We start from the raw sequence: 19,747 nt of genomic DNA on the forward strand, positions 1-19,747 counted from the left end.
GCAGTAAGGCCTGTGTGGCAATGCCAAGTACGGAGTGTGTGATGAAGCTTCCTATCTACCTTGACTATTCAGCAACAACCCCAGTCGACCCTCGTGTCGCAGAAAAAATGATGCAGTACATGACGATGGACGGCGTATTCGGTAACCCGGCTTCCCGTTCTCACCGTTACGGCTGGCAGGCAGAAGAGGCGGTTGACCATGCCCGTGCCCAGATCGCTGAGCTTATCAATGCCGACCACAGAGAGATCGTATTGACCTCTGGTGCGACTGAGTCTGACAACCTGGCCATCAAAGGTGTTGCTCACTTCTATCAGAAGAAAGGTAAGCACATCATTACCAGCAAGACTGAACATAAGGCGGTACTGGATACCTGTCGTCAGCTGGAGCGTGAAGGCTTTGAAGTGACCTATCTGGAACCTGCCGAGAACGGCATCATCCCGATGGAGCGTCTGGAAGCCGCCATGCGTGATGACACCATTCTGCTGACTTTGATGCATGTGAATAACGAAATCGGTGTAATCCATGATATCGATGCCATTGGTGAGCTGTGTCGCAGCAAAGGCATTATTTTCCATGTGGATGCCGCCCAAAGCGCGGGCAAACTGCCGATTGATGTGCAGCAGACCAAAGTGGATCTGATGTCGATTTCCGGCCATAAGATGTACGGCCCAAAAGGGATTGGTGCCCTGTACGTACGTCGCAAGCCTCGTATTCGTCTGGAAGCCCAGATGCACGGCGGCGGCCATGAGCGCGGTATGCGCAGCGGTACTTTGCCGACTCACCAGATCGTGGGTTTGGGTGAAGCAGCAGCCATTGCGAAAGCCGACATGGAAAAAGATAACGAACGTATCCGTATGCTGCGCGACAAGCTGTGGAACGGCATCAAAGATATTGAAGAGACTTATATCAACGGCGATGAAAACCAGCGTTACTGCGGTAACCTGAACGTCAGCTTCAACTATGTTGAAGGCGAGTCGCTGATGATGGCTCTCAAGGACCTGGCTGTGTCCTCCGGCTCTGCCTGTACCTCTGCCAGTCTCGAACCAAGTTATGTGCTGCGTGCCCTGGGTCTGAATGACGAAATGGCACACAGCTCCATCCGCTTCTCTATCGGTCGCTTTACCACCGAAGAGGAGATTGATTACGCCATTGAAACCATCAGGAACTCCATCGGCAAGTTGCGTGAAATGTCGCCGCTGTGGGAAATGTTCAAAGACGGTGTGGACTTGAACAAGGTGCAGTGGAATCACCACTGATCCTGAGCAGAATATTAGAGTTGGAGCAGTATCATGGCATACAGTGAAAAAGTAATTGACCACTACGAGAACCCACGTAACGTAGGTTCGTTTGACAAAGATGATCCGTCAGTAGTGACCGGTATGGTGGGAGCCCCCGCCTGTGGCGACGTAATGAAGCTGCAACTGAAAATCAATGAAGCAGGCATCATTGAAGATGCTAAATTCAAGACCTATGGTTGTGGCAGTGCAATTGCCTCCAGCTCGCTGGTAACTGAATGGGTGAAAGGCAAGAGCATCGAAGAAGCAGCGGCTATCAAGAATACCGATATTGCCGAAGAGCTGGCCTTGCCTCCGGTGAAAATCCACTGTTCAATTCTGGCGGAAGACGCGATTAAAGCGGCGCTGGATGAGTACAAAGCCAAGCATAACGGTTAATCGGAGTCTCTATGGCAATTACAATGACACCCTCTGCAGTAGAGCGGGTAAAGTCATTCCTGGCCAATAGAGGAAAAGGTCTGGGTTTACGCCTGGGCCTGAAAACCTCCGGCTGTAGTGGTATGGCGTATGTGCTTGAGTTTGTTGATGAACTCAACGCTGATGACGAGATGTATGAGATTGATGGTGTCAATATTATCATCGATGCCAAGAGCTTCATCTACCTGCAGGGTATTGAGCTGGACTTCGTTAAGGAAGGTCTCAACGAAGGTTTCAAATTCAACAACCCCAACGCCAAAGGTGAGTGTGGTTGCGGTGAGAGCTTCACTGTCTGAGCGCTATGAATTACTTCGAGTTATTTGATTTACCCCAATCTTTCGACGTTGACACCGCCGAGCTGGCCAGCCGCTATCGCGAGCTGCAGCGGGCGGTGCACCCGGACAAATTTGCCGGTGGCAGTGAGCAGGAAATGCTGCTGGCTGTGCAAAAGACAGCCCAGGTGAATGACGGTTTCCAAACCCTCAAAGATCCGCTGCGCCGTGCCGAGCATATGCTGGCCCTGGCTGGTTTGGATATCAGTCATGAAACGGCAACCGTCAGAGACACCGGCTTCCTCATGCAGCAGATGGAGTGGCGCGAAGCCCTCGAAGAGATTGCGCACAGTGCCAAAGCCGATGCACTGATTGATGAACTGCATACTTCTTTCGCCGCCTATCAGCGCGATATCTTTGCCCATCTTGCTTCTTTGCTGGCGTCCGACGCACCAGCGAATAAGGCCAATGCTGCAGATCAAATCCGTAAACTCAAGTTTATGGCAAAGTTGCAGGACGAACTGGCCCGGGCTGAAGATGCTCTGTTTGAATAGTTCACCTTAGCGGTTTTCATTTTCTTTGGCTCAATTTACTATTGGGCCAAATTTTTAAGAGTTAAGCATTATGGCCCTATTGCAGATTGCTGAGCCTGGTCAGAGTGCCGCCCCCCATCAACACAGACTGGCGGTCGGTATCGATCTGGGCACCACCAACTCCCTGGTTGCTGCAGTACGCAGTGGCGAAGCGGCAACCTTACCCGATCCCCATGGCAGACATTCGCTGCCGTCCATTGTGTTCTATGGCGAAGATGAGATTCTGACTGGCTACGATGCGGCTGCGCACTCAGCCAAAGATCCGGTCAACACCATAGTCTCAGTCAAGCGTTTTATGGGACGCAGTCTGGCGGACATTCAGTCCGGCGATTATCAGCATGCCTATGAGTTCAGTGCCAGTGAGCATGGTCTGCCGGTGTTCAATACGCCTCAGGGGCAGGTAAATCCGATTCAGGTGAGCAGTGAAATCCTGCGGCCACTGGTGAGCCGGGCCGAAGAAACATTGGGTGGCCAGCTCGAAGGCGTGGTGATTACTGTGCCTGCCTATTTCGATGATGCCCAGCGTCAGGGTACCAAAGATGCGGCGAATCTGCTGGGGCTGAAGGTTCTGCGTCTGCTCAACGAACCCACTGCGGCGGCTATCGCCTATGGTCTGGACTCCCAGCAGGAAGGTGTGATTGCCGTTTATGATCTCGGCGGCGGTACCTTTGATATCTCGATTTTGCGTCTTAACAAAGGAGTGTTCGAAGTTCTCGCAACCGGTGGTGATTCGGCGCTGGGTGGTGATGATTTTGATCATCTGCTGCAGGCCCATCTGCAACAGGTATGGGGGCTTGATAATGCCAGCGCGCAGCTGAGCCGCCAGCTACTGATTGAAGCCAGGCGGGTGAAAGAGGCGCTGACTGATGCCGATACGGCCCAGGCCAGTGCCACACTGCAAGATGGCAGTGTGCTGTCTGCACAGATTACCCGCGCGCAGTTTGATGAAATGATCGCAGCCCTGGTACGCAAGACCATAGTGGCCTGTCGCCGCGCGCTGCGCGATGCCGGTGTCAGTGCCGACGAAGTGCTGCAAACCGTGATGGTCGGTGGTTCTACCCGGGTACCGCTGGTGCGCCAGCAGGTTGCCGAGTTCTTCGGTAAAACCCCGTTGACCTCCATTGACCCTGATAAAGTGGTCGCTATCGGCGCCGCCATTCAGGCGGATATTCTGGTGGGCAACAAGCCTGAGTCAGATCTGCTGTTGCTGGATGTATTGCCTCTGTCCCTGGGTATTGAAACCATGGGCGGACTGGTGGAGAAAATCGTTTCCCGCAACACCACGATTCCGGTTGCCCGGGCGCAGGAGTTTACCACCTTCAAGGATGGTCAGACTGCCATGGCGTTCCATGTGGTGCAGGGCGAGCGTGAGTTGGTGGACGATTGTCGCTCACTGGCACGCTTTACGCTTAAGGGCATTCCGCCGTTGGCGGCCGGTGCTGCCCACATCCGGGTCACCTTCCAGGTTGATGCTGATGGATTGTTGAGTGTGACTGCCATGGAGAAATCCACCGGCGTGAAATCCAGTATTCAGGTTAAGCCCTCGTTCGGGCTATCAGATACCGAGATTGCCACTATGCTCAAAGATTCCATGAAGCATGCCAAAGATGACATCAGTCGGCGTATGCTGGCAGAGCAGCAGGTGGAAGCGGCCCGGGTGCTGGAATCGCTGCATTCGGCGCTTGCCAAAGATGGTCAGCTGCTGACCACTGAAGAGCGGCAGGCGATTGATGCCGCAATGGCCGAGGTTGCAACCCTGGCCGGCGGAGAGGATGCTGATGCCATCACCCGTGCCATTGAGGCTCTGGATGTGGTCACTCAGGACTTTGCGGCCCGTAGAATGGACAACTCTATCCGTCAGGCCCTGGCTGGCCAGTCGGTTGATCAAATATAGGTAAGATCAGATATGCCAAAGTTAGTATTTTTACCCAATGAGGATCTGTGCCCGGAAGGCGCGGTGGTAGAAGCCGAAGTGGGCGAAACCATTCTGGATGTGGCGCTGCGCAACGGTATTATGATTGAGCATGCCTGTGAAAAGTCCTGTGCCTGCACCACTTGCCACTGCATCGTGCGTGAAGGTTTTGATGAGCTGGAGCCCAGTGATGAACTGGAAGATGACATGCTGGACAAAGCCTGGGGTCTGGAGCCTGAGAGCCGTTTGTCCTGTCAGGCCAAAGTGGTGGATTGCGATCTGGTGATCGATATTCCCAAGTACACCATCAATATGGTGAGTGAAGGCTGAGCGCGTCATTTTTGACTATCAAATGCCTGACAGAGCCCCGAATTACGGGGCTTTTTTATATCTGCGGCTCAGAAACAAACAGTCCATGAGGTGCGCTGTTGGGTGTTTGGTCATCAGTTGATTCAGGAAATGCTAAATTATTTGCGCTGCGCAAAACTTTGCAAAACACCGACTGTGACAAAAATCACAGATAAGTGCGCTATAAAGATAGGCTTTAACAATCAAATTTCGTATAATCCGCGCGGAAATAACTACACTCGCTAACAAAGGAAGCTTGTAACATGGCGATCGAACGCACTTTTTCTATCATTAAGCCTGATGCTGTTGCCAAGAACCACATTGGTGCCATCTACAACCGTTTTGAAACTGCCGGTCTGAAGATCATCGCTTCTAAAATGGTACACCTGTCAAAAGAGCAGGCTGAAGGCTTCTATGCAGAACACAGCGAGCGTCCTTTCTTCGGCGCGCTGGTTGAGTTCATGACCTCTGGTCCTATCATGGTTCAGGTTCTGGAAGGCGAAAACGCAGTACTGGCCAACCGTGAAATCATGGGCGCAACCAACCCTGCACAAGCCGCTCGCGGCACGATCCGTTCAGACTTTGCTGACAGCATCGATGAGAACGCAGTTCACGGCTCTGACGCGCTGGCTTCTGCCGAGCGTGAAATTGCTTACTTCTTCAGTGCTGAAGAACTGTGCCCACGCACTCGTTAATTCGTTTTCGAATATGAAAAAGGAGCCTTAGGGCTCCTTTTTTTTGTGTTTTAATTCGTACCGTACACAGTCGAGATTTTCCAGATTGCTATTGATAGGGCGTCACGAGTACAGCCTTGAAGCGAATTTGGCAGGATTATTCGCGGCCTTGAAATTGGCTTTTTTATGAGTTTGAACATTCTCGATTATGCGTTTGCAAATTGAGGTGCAGGGAAATTCATTTTACGTGATCAATGTCACGGCGTTTGAATTTGAATTATTTCGTAAATACCTGGATTGTTAAATTGTTGTTTGTTTTAATTTGTTTTAACGTGCGTTTGGATGCGATTGTTACGTTTATTGTCGAAAAACCCAACTGGTGATGTTTTTAAATATCATTCAATGTGTGAATATTGTTAATTAAAGTAGTGTTGACGTAATCGTTTGTTGTTTGTGATATTTGCGAATGTGGCGCGACAGTGTCACTGGTTGCAAAAATAAAACAACAATGAAAGGAATGATGAGTATGTCAACGCGAACTGCCGTGGCTAAAGCGGTTAATTTTAGTCTGTTTGCCATTATATCGTCGACGTCTGCTGTGACGCTTGCCGAAGAAGTCGCCCCTAATACCGCCAAAATAGAAACCATTGAAGTGACAGGTTCCCGTATTAACCGGGAAGGGGCGATTGCACCAACTCCCGTTACTGTCATCACCGGCGATGATTTGCTGAAAACCGGTGCGGTGAATATCGCTGAAGCACTGAATGAATTGCCTCAACTGGCGAATACCTACACTTTGGGTAATTCAGGTACTTCTATTGGTACTGCGGGTTTGAATACTCTGGATTTGCGGGGCATGGGCTCTAACCGCACACTGGTATTGGTGGATGGTAAGCGTCATGTGGCGGCAGTGCCGGGCTCTGCCGCCATGGACATCAACACCATTCCAACCGAGTGGGTTGAAAGTGTCGAAATTATCACCGGCGGCGCATCGGCTATCTACGGCGCAGATGCAGTAACCGGCGTGGTTAACTTCAAGCTGAAGAAACGTATTGAAGGTTTTAATGCCAGCGCCAGTGGCGGTTGGGCGGAAGATAGTGGTTACAATAACCAGCGTTTTTCGCTGTCTTATGGCAGTGATTTTGATAACGGCCGTGGTAATGCGGCGATTTCGGCTGAATATGCCCAGCAATCCAGGCTGGACATGTTGGAACGGGATCAAACCTCCAAGTCGTGGGTGCACTACAAGAATCCCAACGGCGACAGCATCTATGAAACCCTGGAAGGGGGCCACTATCGGATCAGCAATGGTGGCACCACTAACATAGGTGGCACCTGGTACACCTTTAATGATGATGGCAGTGTGCGTGAAGTCAACCGTGGCGACATTTATGATGGGTCATACTGTGCCGGTGATTGTGATTACATCAATTTGCGCCAATGGGAAGAGCTGCAGCCTGAGTTTGACCGCGCTACGGTGAACGTGAAAGTCAATTATGATGTAACCGATTCACTGAATGCCTATCTGGAAGCCAAGTATTCTGAGACCAACGCCACGACCTCAGGGCAGCCGGCATTCTTCTTCTTTAATCCAACGACCACCATCAGCCGCGACAATGCTTATATCAGCGATGAATTGGGTGCCATCATGGATGCGGCCGGTAGAGACAGCATCAGTATCAACCGTTTCATGTCAGACATGGGACCGCGGACTGAAGAAGATAAGCGCACGACCCAGCGTTATGTGTTGGGGCTGGAGGGCGATATTGCCGATGGCTGGAGCATGGATACCTATGTGGTGTGGGGGCAGACCAAGCACGATCGCACTAACTTAAATAACCTGATTTACAAAAACTTTGAGGACTCCATCGACGCTATCAGAGATGCCGATGGCAATATTGTTTGCCGGGATGAAGAGGCCAGGGCCAATGGCTGCGTACCGACCAACCTGTTTGGTAACGGCAGCGTCTCTGAAGCGGCAAAGAACTATATCAGCACCACGACCAAAGGGACCTCGACCATAGAGCAGTTTGTGGCGGGGGGCTCAGTGTCCAATTCTGCTCTGTTTGAGTTGCCGGCGGGCTATGTTGGCTTTGCATCCGGGGTGGAATACCGTCGTGAAGAGAGTAATTCCAACGAGGACCCGTTTGCCGCTGCCGGTAATACCTTCTTTAACGCGCTGCAAAGTGAAGGCGGCAAGTTCAACGTAAAAGAAGTATTCGCTGAAGTATCTGTGCCGGTACTGGCGGACTTGCCGCTTATCCAGCAACTGGATATTGATGGTGCGGTGCGTTACGCCGACTACTCCTCAGTAGGCGAAGCAACCAGTTGGAAGTTGGGACTGAACTGGACTGTTTACGATGATTTGCGCGTTCGCTCGACGGTTGCCACCGCCATTCGTGCGCCTAACATTGGCGAATTGTATTCCGCGCAGTCACAAAACTTCTTCCGGGTGAATGACAGCTGTAAAGCCAGTGAGCTTGCCGATTTGACGCCTGAGCAACGGGCTATCCGTGCAGCCAACTGTGCGGCGCTGGGGATTCCGGCTGGCTTTGATGATCCCTATGATGACAAGACCCTGGAAGGTCTGTCAGGTGGTAATCCAGAGCTTAAGTCGGAAGAATCCAAATCTGTGACGGCGGGTTTTGTATATGAACCGGGCTTTATTGATAACTTCAGTCTGATGGTGGATTACTGGGACATCGAAATTACCGATGCGATCAGCTCTATCAGTGCACAGGATATTATTGACCGCTGTGTGGATTCGCCCACCGGCATCAATAACCAGTATTGCGCACTGATAACCAGGGATAAGGACAACCATCAGATCACCAATATTCTGCAGATAGTACAGAATATTGCCATGTCCAAAACCTCCGGCGTGGATATGCAGATTGGCTATGACTTCCCGCTGGCTGGCGGCGATGTAAAAACCAATTTATTGGCTACCTATCTGATTGAAAGTAAACGCTTTGCATTCCAGGATGAACCGGATTCTTACTATGAGTATGCCGGGGTGATTGGTGATCCCAAGTGGGAAGGGCAACTGCGGATTAACTACAGCATCGACGCCTGGCAATTTAACTGGAAAACCAGTTATATCGACCGGGTGGCCAGATACACAGATCAGTTCAACGCCAGTTATCCGATCCCATACTCAGATATTATGGAGTATGGCACTTACTCAGTGACCGATTTGTTTGGTACTTATACCTTCGAGAATGGTTTGGCCATTGGTCTGGGGGTCGATAACGTGTTTGACCGGGGCCTGCCAGGTATTATGACGGGTAACGGTTCAGGACAAGGCGCTTATGACAATATAGGTCGTTTCTGGTACCTGACGCTGGACTTTAAGATGTAATGAATTGTTGAAAACCAATGCCGGGCCATGAGCCCGGCATTTTTTTGTGAATGAAAGGCTAAGCGACTTGCGCAGATGGTTTTGCTGTTGTGTCTGGTGTCACAAAATGGTGATAAAGGCAAAATTATTAAAAGTTGAAACTGATTTGGTTGTTAATTTGGCGTGTGTGTTCATTGCCTGTTGTTGTGTGGTGTAACCCACATTGGGTGGGTAATTGAGTTAGTTGCAAAACACTATTTCTCGCCTGTGATTACGAAGTGATTACAACGCATTATAATTGCTAGCATTTATCCATATTGATCTTCCTGATGTTATTGCTAATTTCCTCATCCCAGAGGCCATAGTAATTACAACAAGGCTGACAGAAATGCCTCTCACTTGCTGTCAGCAAATATAAAGGAATGATGATATGTCAAAGCAGACTGCAGTGGCCAACGCGGTGCGTTTGGGCCTGTTTGCGTTGGTTTCGGCTTCTGTATCCGGTGTCGCTCTGGCTCAGAGTGCTGCCAGCCAAGGCGCTGATGTAGAACGTATTGAGGTAACCGGTTCCCGTATCAAGCGTACTGATATGGAAAATGCCTCTCCTGTGGTAGTGATCGGTGCTGCAGATATTGAAAAAGGCGGTTTTAACTCGGTTCAGGACGTGCTGGATAACCTGTCGCAGAACTCAGGTGGTTCCATGACCCAGCAGGAAGTGCACGGCTTTACGCCAGCCGCTTCATCGGTCAACCTGCGTGGTGTGGGCGCCGGTCGGGTGCTGACCCTGATCAATGGTAAGCGTGTGCCCAAGTATCCGTTTGGTGCCGGTGGTACCAGCAGTTTTGTGGATACCGCCAACATCCCCATGGGCGCGATTGAGCGTGTTGAAATTCTGACCACTGGCGCCTCAGCGATTTATGGCTCTGATGCAATGGGCGGGGTAATCAACATTATTCTGAAGAAGAATGTGGAAGAAACGACCTTCAAGTACCGCTTCTCCGACACCCATGACGGTGGCCTGCAGAATAATCAGTTCTCCCTGATGACCGGCGCGTCCAGCGAAACCACCAATCTGACTTTCTTCCTGGAATATGAAGACAGAGAAGCGCTGAAAGCGAGCGATCGCCTTGAATGGGGTACGGATATGATTGCGGGCGCAAGATATGCCGGTTACAGCTCCTATGGGGTTAACCTCAGCACATTGGATGGCAAGTCACTGGTTGATACCCTGACGCCGGAGCAATGTACCGCCCGTGGTTTTGTTTGGTTGGGTGAGAAGGCTGGCTGTGGTTTTGACCGCGCCGCCCAGCGTGACTTTATGCCAGAGCAAAAGCGCTACTCCACCATGATTAACCTGACCAAGGAAATCGGTGATAACCATGAGTGGTATTCCCGCCTGGATTACACCCACTCGACTTCTTACACTGAAATTGAGTCCGGTACCCTGGATGACGATCTGGTATTCAAGGTACATGGCGATAAAGTGACTGTGTCTGACGCCGGCGGTTTTGGTCTCAGCCAGACCTATGACAAGTCTGTTGGTTTTGGTGGTGACTTTGCCAATGCAACTGACGGCGAGTACAAGTACAAGCGCCGCTTACTGGAAGTGGGTCCCCGCACTTCCGAGTTTGAAACCAATAACTTTGCCTTTGTGACCGGTTTGACCGGTTATCTGACGGAAGATATTGAATATGACACCTCCTGGTCGATTGCCCGTCAGGAAGTGAATGCTTATTACGGTGGCTCTCCGACTTACCATGGCATGTTCAACTATGTGACCTCGGGTAAAAACGGTGTATCCCTGCTGGACAAGATCAGTGCCGAAGATGCACAAATGCTGAACTTCATCGGTAATAAACGCGGCCAGTCAACCCTGTCTACCTTTAACTTTGGCATTAACGGCGAGCTGCCGTTTGAACTGCCAGGTGGCGCCATTGGCTATGCTACCGGTGTTGAATACTCGCTGGAGCGTTTCTACGACAAGTCTGATGCCATGTCCACTCAGGGCGCAGTGATCGGTAAAGGTGGCAGCTCAGCCAGCGGCGATCGTGGTCAATACGCCGGTTACGTGGAAGCGGCACTGCCAGTGATTGATGATCTGACTGTGACCTTGGCAGGTCGTTATGACTACTACGATGATGAATCAGATGTGGGTGGCCAGTTCAGTCCACAGGTGGCGGTTGAATACCGTCCAATTAACAGTCTGCTCATCCGTGCCCTGTATGCGGAAACCTTCCGCGCGCCGGATATGCAGCGCCTGTTTGGTCAGCCTACCCGCGCTTATTCATCTGTGATTGACCCTGTGACCCAGGAGCAGATTGATTCGGTGAATGTGCTCGTTGGTCCGAATCCGCATCTGGAAGCGGAAAGTGGCAGCAACTACAACATCGGTCTGGTCTATGAGTACGAAGGTCTGAACCTGAGTGTGGATTACTGGATGGTGGATATCGATAACATGGTATCCAGCCCAAGTGCCCAGTACATTCTGAATCATGAGAACGTCTATGGTGACAAGGTCGTTCGTGATGCCGAAGGCAATATTGTACTGATTAACACTCAGGCGATGAATATGTCGTCCAACAAGACCGCAGGTATTGATTTCAGCGTAGGTTACAGCTTTGAAACCGGTTATGGTGATTTCAGCTCAACCCTGAACGGTACTTATCTGACCAAGTGGGAACGTAAGCTGACGCCGGATTCAGAGGCGCTGGATCTGCTGGATGGTGAAGATTCTGCACCAAAACTGAAAGCTAACCTGAATCTGGGCTGGGGACTGGATAACTTCTCCACCAACCTGCTGGTGGTGTACACCGATAAGATGAACGGGGTCAACATGGACTACTTCATCGAAAAGGGATGGGACAGTGAATACAGTGTGACAGTGGATCGCCACGTGGAAGTGAACTGGACGGCCAGTTATTTCATCAACGATGCGGTAAAACTGTCAGGCGGCATTAACAACCTGTTTGATGCGCAACCTGAACTGGATGCCACTGATAACTCCTGGCCACATTATCCACGCAGCTACTACAACGTAGTCGGACGTGAATATTACGCAGGTATTGAAGTGACCTTCTGATGAAATTTAAGCCGGGAAATATTTCCCGGCTTTTTTATATTTGTTTAATATTTAATCCCGCCGGTGTCACTTCACAAGACTCACACTCAGAATAAACTGCTGACGTTGGTGTGATGTATGTCACGGTATTGCAAATTGTATTGAACTACTCAAAAAAAATTCAACATGCAGATGTTTTGTAGATGTAATGACACAAGTTGATGCAATGACTGTTTGAAGCCAGTAAGTATCGATATTGTAAGATTTTGGGATTTAATTATCTCGATTGAAATTTACAATAACTAAATTAATGCGCACAAAATGCAACAATAACCCATATTGCTATTGTTGTTGTTATTGATAAGTTTTCTTTCCAAGAGGTCGCAGTAACTAAAAATAAGCTTATGTGAATACCTCTTCTTTCATATAAGCAAATTATAAAGGAAAGATAATATGTCAAAGCAAACCGTCGTTGCTAAAGCCGTGCGTTTTAGCATGTTTGCCTTAGTTTCTTCCTCTGTTTCAGGTGTTGCCCTGGCACAGGAAGCTGCAAGCGGAGCGAATGTTGAGCGTATAGAAGTTACCGGTTCCCGTATTCAGCGCACTGATATGGAAACCTCTTCTCCTGTCACCGTCATTGACCGTGCCGAGATCGATGCATCCGGTGTGGCCACTGTATCTGATTTTGTCCGTAACCTGGCATCCAACAGCTTTGGCTCGTTCCGTGATGCATCCGGTTTCGGTTCCGGTCAGTCTTCTCAGTCTACCGTGAGCCTGCGTGGCCTGGGTGCCAGCCGTACTCTGGTGCTGATCGACGGTCGTCGTATGGGCACCTCAGTTGCCTTCGGTGGTGGTACCCAAAACCTGAACGTTGTGCCTATGGCTGCCGTTGAGCGTATCGAAGTACTGCGTGATGGCGCATCTGCGGTATACGGCTCTGATGCGGTTGCCGGCGTAATCAACATCATCACCAAGAAAGAATATGACGGTGTGGAGATTGATGCCGAGCAGGGGATTACCCAGCACGGTGGCGCTGAGAGCACCAACGTACGTATGACCTTCGGTACTGTGGGCGAGAACACCAACGTAGTAGCCTCGGTGGAATACTTTAACCGCAGCCCGCTGTATGACGCTGATCGCAGTTTCAGTGACACCATGTACAGCTCTTATGGCTGGCCGGGTTCAGGTTCATTCGTGGATTACAGCAAGCCCAAGTACGATAAAGATGGCAATCTGGCAGGCTATGAGTCTGTGTCTTTCGCCGACGAGCGTTGTGATTCTCAAGGCAATAGCATTGTCAGTGGTAACCAGTGTTTGTACAACGCTGCATCAGCGTCTGCCACTATGGCTGCCCAGGAACGTTTCTCCAGCTTTGTGAAAGTTGACCACGCCCTGACCGATGACATCAACTGGACCAACCGTCTGATGATGACCAAGGTATGGACCGAAGGTCAGTACGCTGCTGCACCAAACAGCAACGGCCCAACCCTGCGCTACACCGAAGAAAACGCGGCTATCTATGAAGCGACTGTCAAGAAGTATGGCAACGACTATCTGAAGGGCCTGCTGCAGTATGACGCCAATGGTAAATTCATCGGTGTAGAAAAGGATGACAAGGGTAACTACAAAGGTGAGATCGCCCTGAGAATGCGTACTACGCCACTGGGTAACCGTATCACCAAAGTGGAAGACTCTGACATCAACTTCCTGACTGCGCTGGATGGCTATGCGGATGTGATGGGTGGCATGAGCTGGAACCTGGGTGCCCAGTGGATCCGCTCCGATGTGACCACAGTACAAACCGGTACTGCCAACGCTTCGATTATTCAGGATATGCTGGATAACGGCGATCTGGATTACTTTGCCGCCGGTGCTGGTTATCAAGAGGGCCACAATGAAGCCATGATCCAGAAAGCGGGTCACACTGCTGTTTTCTCCGGTCGCGTTCAGACTTATGGCGTTGACGGTGGCGTAAGCTTCGATCTGTTTGATATGCCGGAAGGTTCAGTGCCATTGGCGCTGGGTATCGAATGGAACCGTACTGAATTTGACCAGATGAGTGATGCTGCCTCTAACCTGGGTGATATCGTGGGTAGCTCGGGTGGCGACATCATTCAGGGCAAGAGTCGTGAGGTGCTGTCGCTGAGTGCTGAAACTCTGGTGCCTATCATTGACGGTCTGGATCTGGAATTGTCTGCCCGTTTCGATGACTACAGTGACTTCGGCTCCACCTTCAACCCTAAAGTGGGTCTGAGCTACCGTCCGGTTGATTCACTGTTGCTGCGTGCATCTTATGGTACCGGTTTCCGTGCACCGACTTTCGATGACATGTATGCCAACGCATCTGAAACCTTCCTGTGGGCCGTTGACCAGGTAGGCTGTAAAAATGGCGTGGCTGATTGTGAGCAGGCTCAGTACAAGGCTCAGTATCAGGGTAACGAAGATCTGGAAGCCGAAGAGTCAACTTCTCTGTCTGTGGGTATCGTGTGGAACGTGACTGACGCGCTGGATTTCGAATTGTCATACTACGACATCGAAATCGACAACGTGATCACAACCATGGACTCTCAGGATATCCTGAACCAGGAAGCGGCCGGTGTTGATGTCAGTGGCTTGCTGTTCCGTAACCCGGACACTGGCAAAATTGACTATCTGGTGCTGCCAAAGATGAACCTGGGCACCATGTCTACGTCAGGTATCGACTTCAATGCCCGCTACCTGCTGGAAACCAGCGTTGGTGAATTCCGCTTCGGTGCTGAAACCAACTATGTGATTTCCTGGGAAGAGAAGGATGGCCCATCATCACCAATGCAGGATGTTGTTGGTGAGCTGGGTAGCCCGCAGTACCGTATCAACCTGAACACCACCTGGACTCAGGGTGATTGGTCAGCCGCACTGTTTGGCCGTTACACTGCGTCTCAGGAAGAGAATTATCTGTCCAAAGGCGAGACTAAACTTGCCCGTACCGATGGTCAGTGGATCCTGGATGCTCAGGTAGGTTACAACCTGCCATGGAATGCCAAGGTTGAAGCCGGTATTCGTAACCTGCTGGACGAAGAGCCACCATTGAACGATTATCTGGGCTTCCCGGGATATGATACTTACCTGTATGACCCAATTGGTCGTGAGTACTATATCCGCTACAACCAGAAGCTCTAATCTGCAATAAATAGAAAGCCGGCATCATTGCCGGCTTTTTTTATTTCCCGCGCCAATGAAACTATGCCAAATGAATATTGATACAGATTGATTCAGTTGTGTTGAGATTTTTAAATTGATGTCTCTGTTGTGTATTTTTGGTTTGCTTTTGTGGTTGGATGATGGCTTTCTTAACGACCAATATTTTGGCATATGCTTGATTATAACTATGTGATTTAAAAAGGTTATTGTGATTGGCGTCACGCTTGGCTGGAAATGTTTGAGTTATGTTGTGTTTTTGAGTGTAAATCGCATTGACGCTCCCTAACGGCTTTAACAGTATCTAGTGTAGAGATTAACGTCTCGACTACATATTAATTATAAAAAAGCATTGTTTTGACAGCATTGAGTCAAAATTGGGAGACAGATATGAGTTCGTTGACCAAAACGGCAGCAGCCATCAAATATTCATTGTTAACCGCCGTGTCTGCGGGGGTAGCATTTTCTGGTGTGACTATTGCTGAGGAAGAAAAAAGTAACGTAGAACGGATTGAAGTAACTGGTTCACGTATCCAGCGCTCGGATATGGAAACCTCCAGTCCGGTGACGGTATTGGATGCCAGCGCAATTCAGGCAACCGGCGCAACCAGTCTGGATGAGGTGTTACAGACTATTACCGCTGCCAGCGGCGCTATGACCAACCCGGGCATCAACAATGGGTCCGGCGGTAATGCCCGTATCGATTTACGCGGATTGGGCTCTAACCGTACGCTGGTGCTGATCAATGGTCGTCGCAGTGTCGGTTCCGGGACCGGCGCCGCATCATCGGTGGATCTGAATACCATCCCGGTTGCCATGGTGCAGCGGGTTGAAGTGCTCAAAGATGGTGCGTCAGCGGTCTACGGCTCTGATGCGGTATCCGGAGTGGTCAACATTATTCTCAAGCGTGATTTTGAAGGCGCAGAGTTTAACCTGATCGGCGGCATTTCCGGTGAAGGTGACGCCAAAGAAGTTGGCTTTGACCTGACCATGGGGGGCAGTTTTGAGAAGGGTAATGTGGTTGTTGGTCTGCAGTACCTGAATCGTGGCGATGCCAGCCAGGCCGATCGTGATTTCTCCAACTGTCCTATTGACGAAACCGATGGCGGTGAAGCGCTGTTCTGTGGCGGCAGCTCATACGCTCCCGGCGGGACGCTGTGGTGGGAAAATGCTGCCGGTACTGACGGCGGTAAGCTGAAGGGTGATGCAGATAACACCTGGCGTGACTTCACTAACGAAGACTTTTATAACTACACCAGCGTGAGCTTCCTGCGTACGCCAATGCAGAAGGTCAATTTCAGTGCGCTGGGTACCTATGAAGTATTTGACGACATCACACTGTTTGCCGAAACCACCTACTCCAAGCGTTGGTCTGAGCAGCAAATGGCGCCGCAACCGGTATGGATGGATTTTGAGTTTGCTGACTGGATGGCCGTCGATGGCGTAACTTATCCATTTGTAGCGGGTGACTCAATCTCTTATGGCCGTCGTTTGACTGATGTGGGTAACCGTGAGTTTTCTCAGGTTGTTGACACATTCAGAACTGTGGTTGGTCTGGAAGGTTATGTGCTGGATGGCTGGAAGTGGGAAGTGGCCTACAACTTTGGCCGCAACGACTCGGTAGATCGTCTGGCCAACCTGCTGAACATGGGCGCCATCAAGAAAGCCGTTGCTGAGTCAACCTCAGACAATGTGTTGTTTAACCCGCTGGATCAGGCCTCCTGGAACCTCAGCAATCTGGGTGAACATGTTTACACCGAAGTGAACTCAGGTGGGTCACAGCTGCAGGTATACAGTGCGGCCATTTCCGGTGAACTGTTTGAAATCCCTGCCGGTTTTGTTGGTATGGCGGCGGGCATTGAACACCGGATTGAAGAAGCCTGGTATATCCCTGACTCACTGACTTCTCAAGGTCTGGCCAACGATCCCAAGGTGGAGCCAACCGGTGGTGAGTTCGACGTGAATGAAGCTTTTGTGGAATTCGCCGTGCCGGTGTTGGCCGATGTGTTCCTGGCCAAACAGGTGGACCTCAGTGCAGCCGTGCGTTACTTCGACTACAGCACCTTTGGTGACGACTTCACCTGGAAGCTGGGTCTGACCTGGAAAATCTATGATGACCTGATGCTGCGTGGTGTTCGTTCTACCGCATTCCGTGCGCCGACCATCAATGAACTGTATGCAGGTAAGTCACCGGACTTTGACTATGTGACCTATCCTGGCGCTCAGGCTCAGGCGCTGGTGACTGTGGGCGGCAACGATATGCTGACCCCGGAAGAAGCCGACATTCTGACCTTGGGCATGGTGTTCGAACCAAGCTGGCTGGATGGTTTCAGCATGACGCTGGATTACTACAATATTGAGATTGAAAACGCCATTGCGGCAGTGAACTCTCAGTACATTGTGGATCTGTGTCTTGACCCCAGTGGATCTGGTCAGCTAATCAACACCAATAACCCAATCTGTCAGTCTTCAAATATCTACCTGGATCCATCCAAGCGGGTAGTGTTCGACAACGGCCTGCAGAATATCGGTGCCGAAAACACCTCGGGTTATGACCTGAACCTGGCTTATAACTTCGAAGCTGCCGGTTTTGACTGGAAAGTGGGGCTGGATACCACTTATCTGGAAGAGTACACAGTCAAAGTGCTGGGCGAGGAAATTGACTACGCCGGTATTATCACTGGTGGCAGTGGCAGCTATGCCAAGTGGAAGTCTAACCTCAACCTGACCATGAACGCCGGTGACTGGAAAGTGAACTACATGGCCCGTTACATTGATGGTATGGACAGCGCCGCCTGTTTGGCCAAGCCTGACAAGTGTTACGCGCCGACCACGCCAAGCGTGGTGTACCACGATATTTCCGGTGAGTATCTGCTGACGGAAAAAGTGAGTCTGCGTGCCGGTGTTGATAACCTGTTCGACAAGGCGCCGCCTTACTACACAGGTAACACGGATTCCAATACCGATCCTTACACCTATGACACCCTGGGACGTTACTTCTACGTCGGTGCGACCATGCGCTTCTAAGGTGAAATAGCGCCAATGGAAAGCCCCGCAGTTGCGGGGCTTTTTTTAGTGATCTCTCAGTAACTCGTGTCTGTGCTCATTGTCGTATCTGGACTGACAACTGTCACAGCGCTGGGCAGTGATATCCAGATTGAGCACCTGCTGCTCTATCTCTTCCTCACAATCGGCGCACAACCCGTAAAGTCCCAGCTCCAGCTGGCATCTGGCGGCATCCAGTCGCAGTAACCTGTGATACAGAGGTTCCTTGTCCAGTGAATTGGCGATAAAAATATCAATCAGTTCTCCCAAGGTCACATCAGCCCCGGGCTTGTTCAGCAGCTCACAGGCCTGCTGACACAGGGTTTGCGTCAATTTGTCCAGACGGGATTGAATATGATCGTTGTTCACAGCTCATTGAGTATTGAGGATTATTCGCTCCAGTCTACGGCCAAACCTCAAGCCAGCCATGACAAAGATCAAACCACCATGAACTAATCATGGAATCAGTCTTTTGCCGACAAATTATCCATCGCCTGACCGAGACAGGACACAATACTCTGGGTATCTTTGTGGATCCGCAGTTCTCTGAACAGCTCACTGGCTTCAGGGTACTGGCGATTAAGGTAGCTGAACCATTGTTTGATCCGTGCCGGATAGTAAGTGCTCTTGCGGCCACTGAGCTCCCGTTCACTGTAATCCAGCATCAGCGTTAGCGTTTGCTGCCACGAATAGGGGGCGTCGCCATGCTTGATACTGGCTGCCAGATTAGGCAATGAAATCGCACCGCGGCCAATCATGACGGTGCTGCAACCTGTGACGTCGATACATCGGCGGGCATCATCGGCCGACCAAATCTCGCCATTGGCAACTACCGGAATACTGAGTTTCTGACGAATGCGGGCGATGTATTCCCAATAAGCCGGTGGTTTGTAACCGTCAGCCTTACTGCGGGCATGGACGGCGATTTCATCGGCGCCGCCCAGGGCGACCGCATCAGCGATTTCCATATACATGGATTTGTCTTCATAGCCCAGACGCACTTTTGCCGTGACCGGCTGATCTGCAGGGACTGCGGCGCGCATGGCTTTGACGATACGGTACATCTGCTCCGGATATTGCAACAGCGCGGCGCCACCTTTACTGCGGTTCACCAGCTTTGCCGGACAGCCAAAGTTGATGTCTACCCCATGGGAACCCAGCTCAATGGCACGATTGGCATTCCACGCCAGCATCTCTTCATTCTGTCCCAGCAACTGTACCCGAACCGGGGTGCCGGATGGGGTAAATCCGCCCTGTTCCAGCTCAGGACACAGGCGGTAGAAGACTTTATCCGGCAGGGGTAAATCGACCACCCGAACAAACTCAGTCACCAGCAAATCATAGGGATTAATGGTCGAGAGCAGATCTCGCATCAGGTTATCGACAACCCCCTCCATGGGGGCCAGTACTACTTTGGGTGTCATGTTGCGCCGGGATAGTTGCGTAAAGGGCAGGCATTTTACTGCATCGTTCGCACGATACAAAGGGGCAGATTTTGTCGGGATCCATGAGGGCTCATCTGCTTTGGTCTGGTTGCTGTTGACGATTGATTTTGTTGCTGAATGTGAGATAACTGTGCGGTGCCTATCAAAAAAATGGGTAGTATTTTGTGATGT

General features: G+C 50.7%; 13 protein-coding genes. 11 read left to right on the forward strand and 2 right to left on the reverse strand.

Annotation, left to right across the window (positions count from 1 at the left end):
- Positions 1–41 precede the first annotated feature (41 nt).
- The 11 genes from ACRRUX_RS11810 (at position 42) to ACRRUX_RS11860 (ending at position 18,113) form a co-directional block, all read left to right on the forward strand.
- Positions 42–1,256, forward strand: a complete 1,215-nt coding sequence (locus tag ACRRUX_RS11810; RefSeq protein ID WP_432530498.1) for an IscS subfamily cysteine desulfurase — start codon at positions 42–44, stop codon at positions 1,254–1,256.
- A 33-nt stretch (positions 1,257–1,289) separates the two neighbouring features.
- Entirely contained in the window at positions 1,290–1,673 is a 384-nt protein-coding gene (gene iscU, locus ACRRUX_RS11815; protein WP_432530500.1) for a Fe-S cluster assembly scaffold IscU, read from the forward strand.
- Positions 1,674–1,684: 11 nt separating this feature from the next.
- Positions 1,685–2,008, forward strand: coding sequence for an iron-sulfur cluster assembly protein IscA (gene iscA, locus ACRRUX_RS11820; RefSeq protein WP_432530502.1), 324 nt, complete (start codon positions 1,685–1,687; stop codon positions 2,006–2,008).
- A gap of 5 nt (positions 2,009–2,013) precedes the next feature.
- A complete protein-coding gene (hscB, locus tag ACRRUX_RS11825; RefSeq protein ID WP_432530504.1) occupies positions 2,014–2,538 on the forward strand; it encodes a co-chaperone HscB in 525 nt (174 codons plus the stop codon).
- A gap of 70 nt (positions 2,539–2,608) precedes the next feature.
- Entirely contained in the window at positions 2,609–4,471 is a 1,863-nt protein-coding gene (gene hscA, locus ACRRUX_RS11830; protein ID WP_432530506.1) for a Fe-S protein assembly chaperone HscA, read from the forward strand.
- Between the two features lie 12 nt (positions 4,472–4,483).
- Positions 4,484–4,819 (forward strand): ISC system 2Fe-2S type ferredoxin, encoded by a 336-nt coding sequence (gene fdx / locus ACRRUX_RS11835; RefSeq protein ID WP_432530508.1) that lies wholly within the window; start codon positions 4,484–4,486, stop codon positions 4,817–4,819.
- Between the two features lie 281 nt (positions 4,820–5,100).
- A complete protein-coding gene (gene ndk / locus ACRRUX_RS11840) occupies positions 5,101–5,532 on the forward strand; it encodes a nucleoside-diphosphate kinase (protein ID WP_432530510.1) in 432 nt (143 codons plus the stop codon).
- Between the two features lie 505 nt (positions 5,533–6,037).
- Positions 6,038–8,872 (forward strand): TonB-dependent receptor plug domain-containing protein, encoded by a 2,835-nt coding sequence (locus tag ACRRUX_RS11845; protein ID WP_432530512.1) that lies wholly within the window; start codon positions 6,038–6,040, stop codon positions 8,870–8,872.
- A 409-nt stretch (positions 8,873–9,281) separates the two neighbouring features.
- A complete protein-coding gene (locus tag ACRRUX_RS11850; protein ID WP_432530514.1) occupies positions 9,282–11,930 on the forward strand; it encodes a TonB-dependent receptor plug domain-containing protein in 2,649 nt (882 codons plus the stop codon).
- A gap of 432 nt (positions 11,931–12,362) precedes the next feature.
- Complete coding sequence (locus ACRRUX_RS11855; RefSeq protein ID WP_432530516.1) at positions 12,363–15,068, forward strand: TonB-dependent receptor plug domain-containing protein; 2,706 nt, start codon at positions 12,363–12,365, stop codon at positions 15,066–15,068.
- 408 nt (positions 15,069–15,476) lie between these two features.
- A complete protein-coding gene (locus ACRRUX_RS11860) occupies positions 15,477–18,113 on the forward strand; it encodes a TonB-dependent receptor (RefSeq protein WP_432530518.1) in 2,637 nt (878 codons plus the stop codon).
- A gap of 45 nt (positions 18,114–18,158) precedes the next feature.
- Here ACRRUX_RS11860 and ACRRUX_RS11865 read toward each other — a convergent pair whose 3' ends face one another.
- Together ACRRUX_RS11865 and ACRRUX_RS11870 are read right to left on the reverse strand one after the other, a co-directional pair.
- Positions 18,159–18,500, reverse strand: coding sequence for a TraR/DksA family transcriptional regulator (locus ACRRUX_RS11865; protein WP_432530520.1), 342 nt, complete (start codon positions 18,498–18,500; stop codon positions 18,159–18,161).
- A 95-nt stretch (positions 18,501–18,595) separates the two neighbouring features.
- On the reverse strand, positions 18,596–19,555 hold the full coding sequence (locus ACRRUX_RS11870) for a tRNA-dihydrouridine synthase (protein ID WP_432530522.1): 960 nt from the start codon (positions 19,553–19,555) through the stop codon (positions 18,596–18,598).
- Positions 19,556–19,747: the final 192 nt, after the last annotated feature.

The sequence above is a fragment of the Shewanella sp. GXUN23E genome (assembly GCF_050865035.1).
In the GTDB taxonomy this organism is placed as follows: Bacteria; Pseudomonadota; Gammaproteobacteria; order Enterobacterales; family Shewanellaceae; genus Shewanella.

Bases quoted from the DNA above. Each gene is read 5' to 3' on its own strand.
- ACRRUX_RS11845 (WP_432530512.1), top strand. From the start codon at position 6,038: ATGTCAACGCGAACTGCCGTGGCTAAAGCGGTTAATTTTAGTCTGTTT.
- iscA (WP_432530502.1), top strand. From the start codon at position 1,685: ATGGCAATTACAATGACACCCTCTGCAGTAGAGCGGGTAAAGTCATTC.
- ACRRUX_RS11855 (WP_432530516.1), top strand. From the start codon at position 12,363: ATGTCAAAGCAAACCGTCGTTGCTAAAGCCGTGCGTTTTAGCATGTTT.
- fdx (WP_432530508.1), top strand. From the start codon at position 4,484: ATGCCAAAGTTAGTATTTTTACCCAATGAGGATCTGTGCCCGGAAGGC.
- ACRRUX_RS11810 (WP_432530498.1), top strand. From the start codon at position 42: ATGAAGCTTCCTATCTACCTTGACTATTCAGCAACAACCCCAGTCGAC.
- ACRRUX_RS11860 (WP_432530518.1), top strand. From the start codon at position 15,477: ATGAGTTCGTTGACCAAAACGGCAGCAGCCATCAAATATTCATTGTTA.
- ndk (WP_432530510.1), top strand. From the start codon at position 5,101: ATGGCGATCGAACGCACTTTTTCTATCATTAAGCCTGATGCTGTTGCC.
- hscA (WP_432530506.1), top strand. From the start codon at position 2,609: ATGGCCCTATTGCAGATTGCTGAGCCTGGTCAGAGTGCCGCCCCCCAT.
- iscU (WP_432530500.1), top strand. From the start codon at position 1,290: ATGGCATACAGTGAAAAAGTAATTGACCACTACGAGAACCCACGTAAC.
- ACRRUX_RS11850 (WP_432530514.1), top strand. From the start codon at position 9,282: ATGTCAAAGCAGACTGCAGTGGCCAACGCGGTGCGTTTGGGCCTGTTT.
- ACRRUX_RS11870 (WP_432530522.1), bottom strand. From the start codon at position 19,555: ATGACACCCAAAGTAGTACTGGCCCCCATGGAGGGGGTTGTCGATAAC.
- hscB (WP_432530504.1), top strand. From the start codon at position 2,014: ATGAATTACTTCGAGTTATTTGATTTACCCCAATCTTTCGACGTTGAC.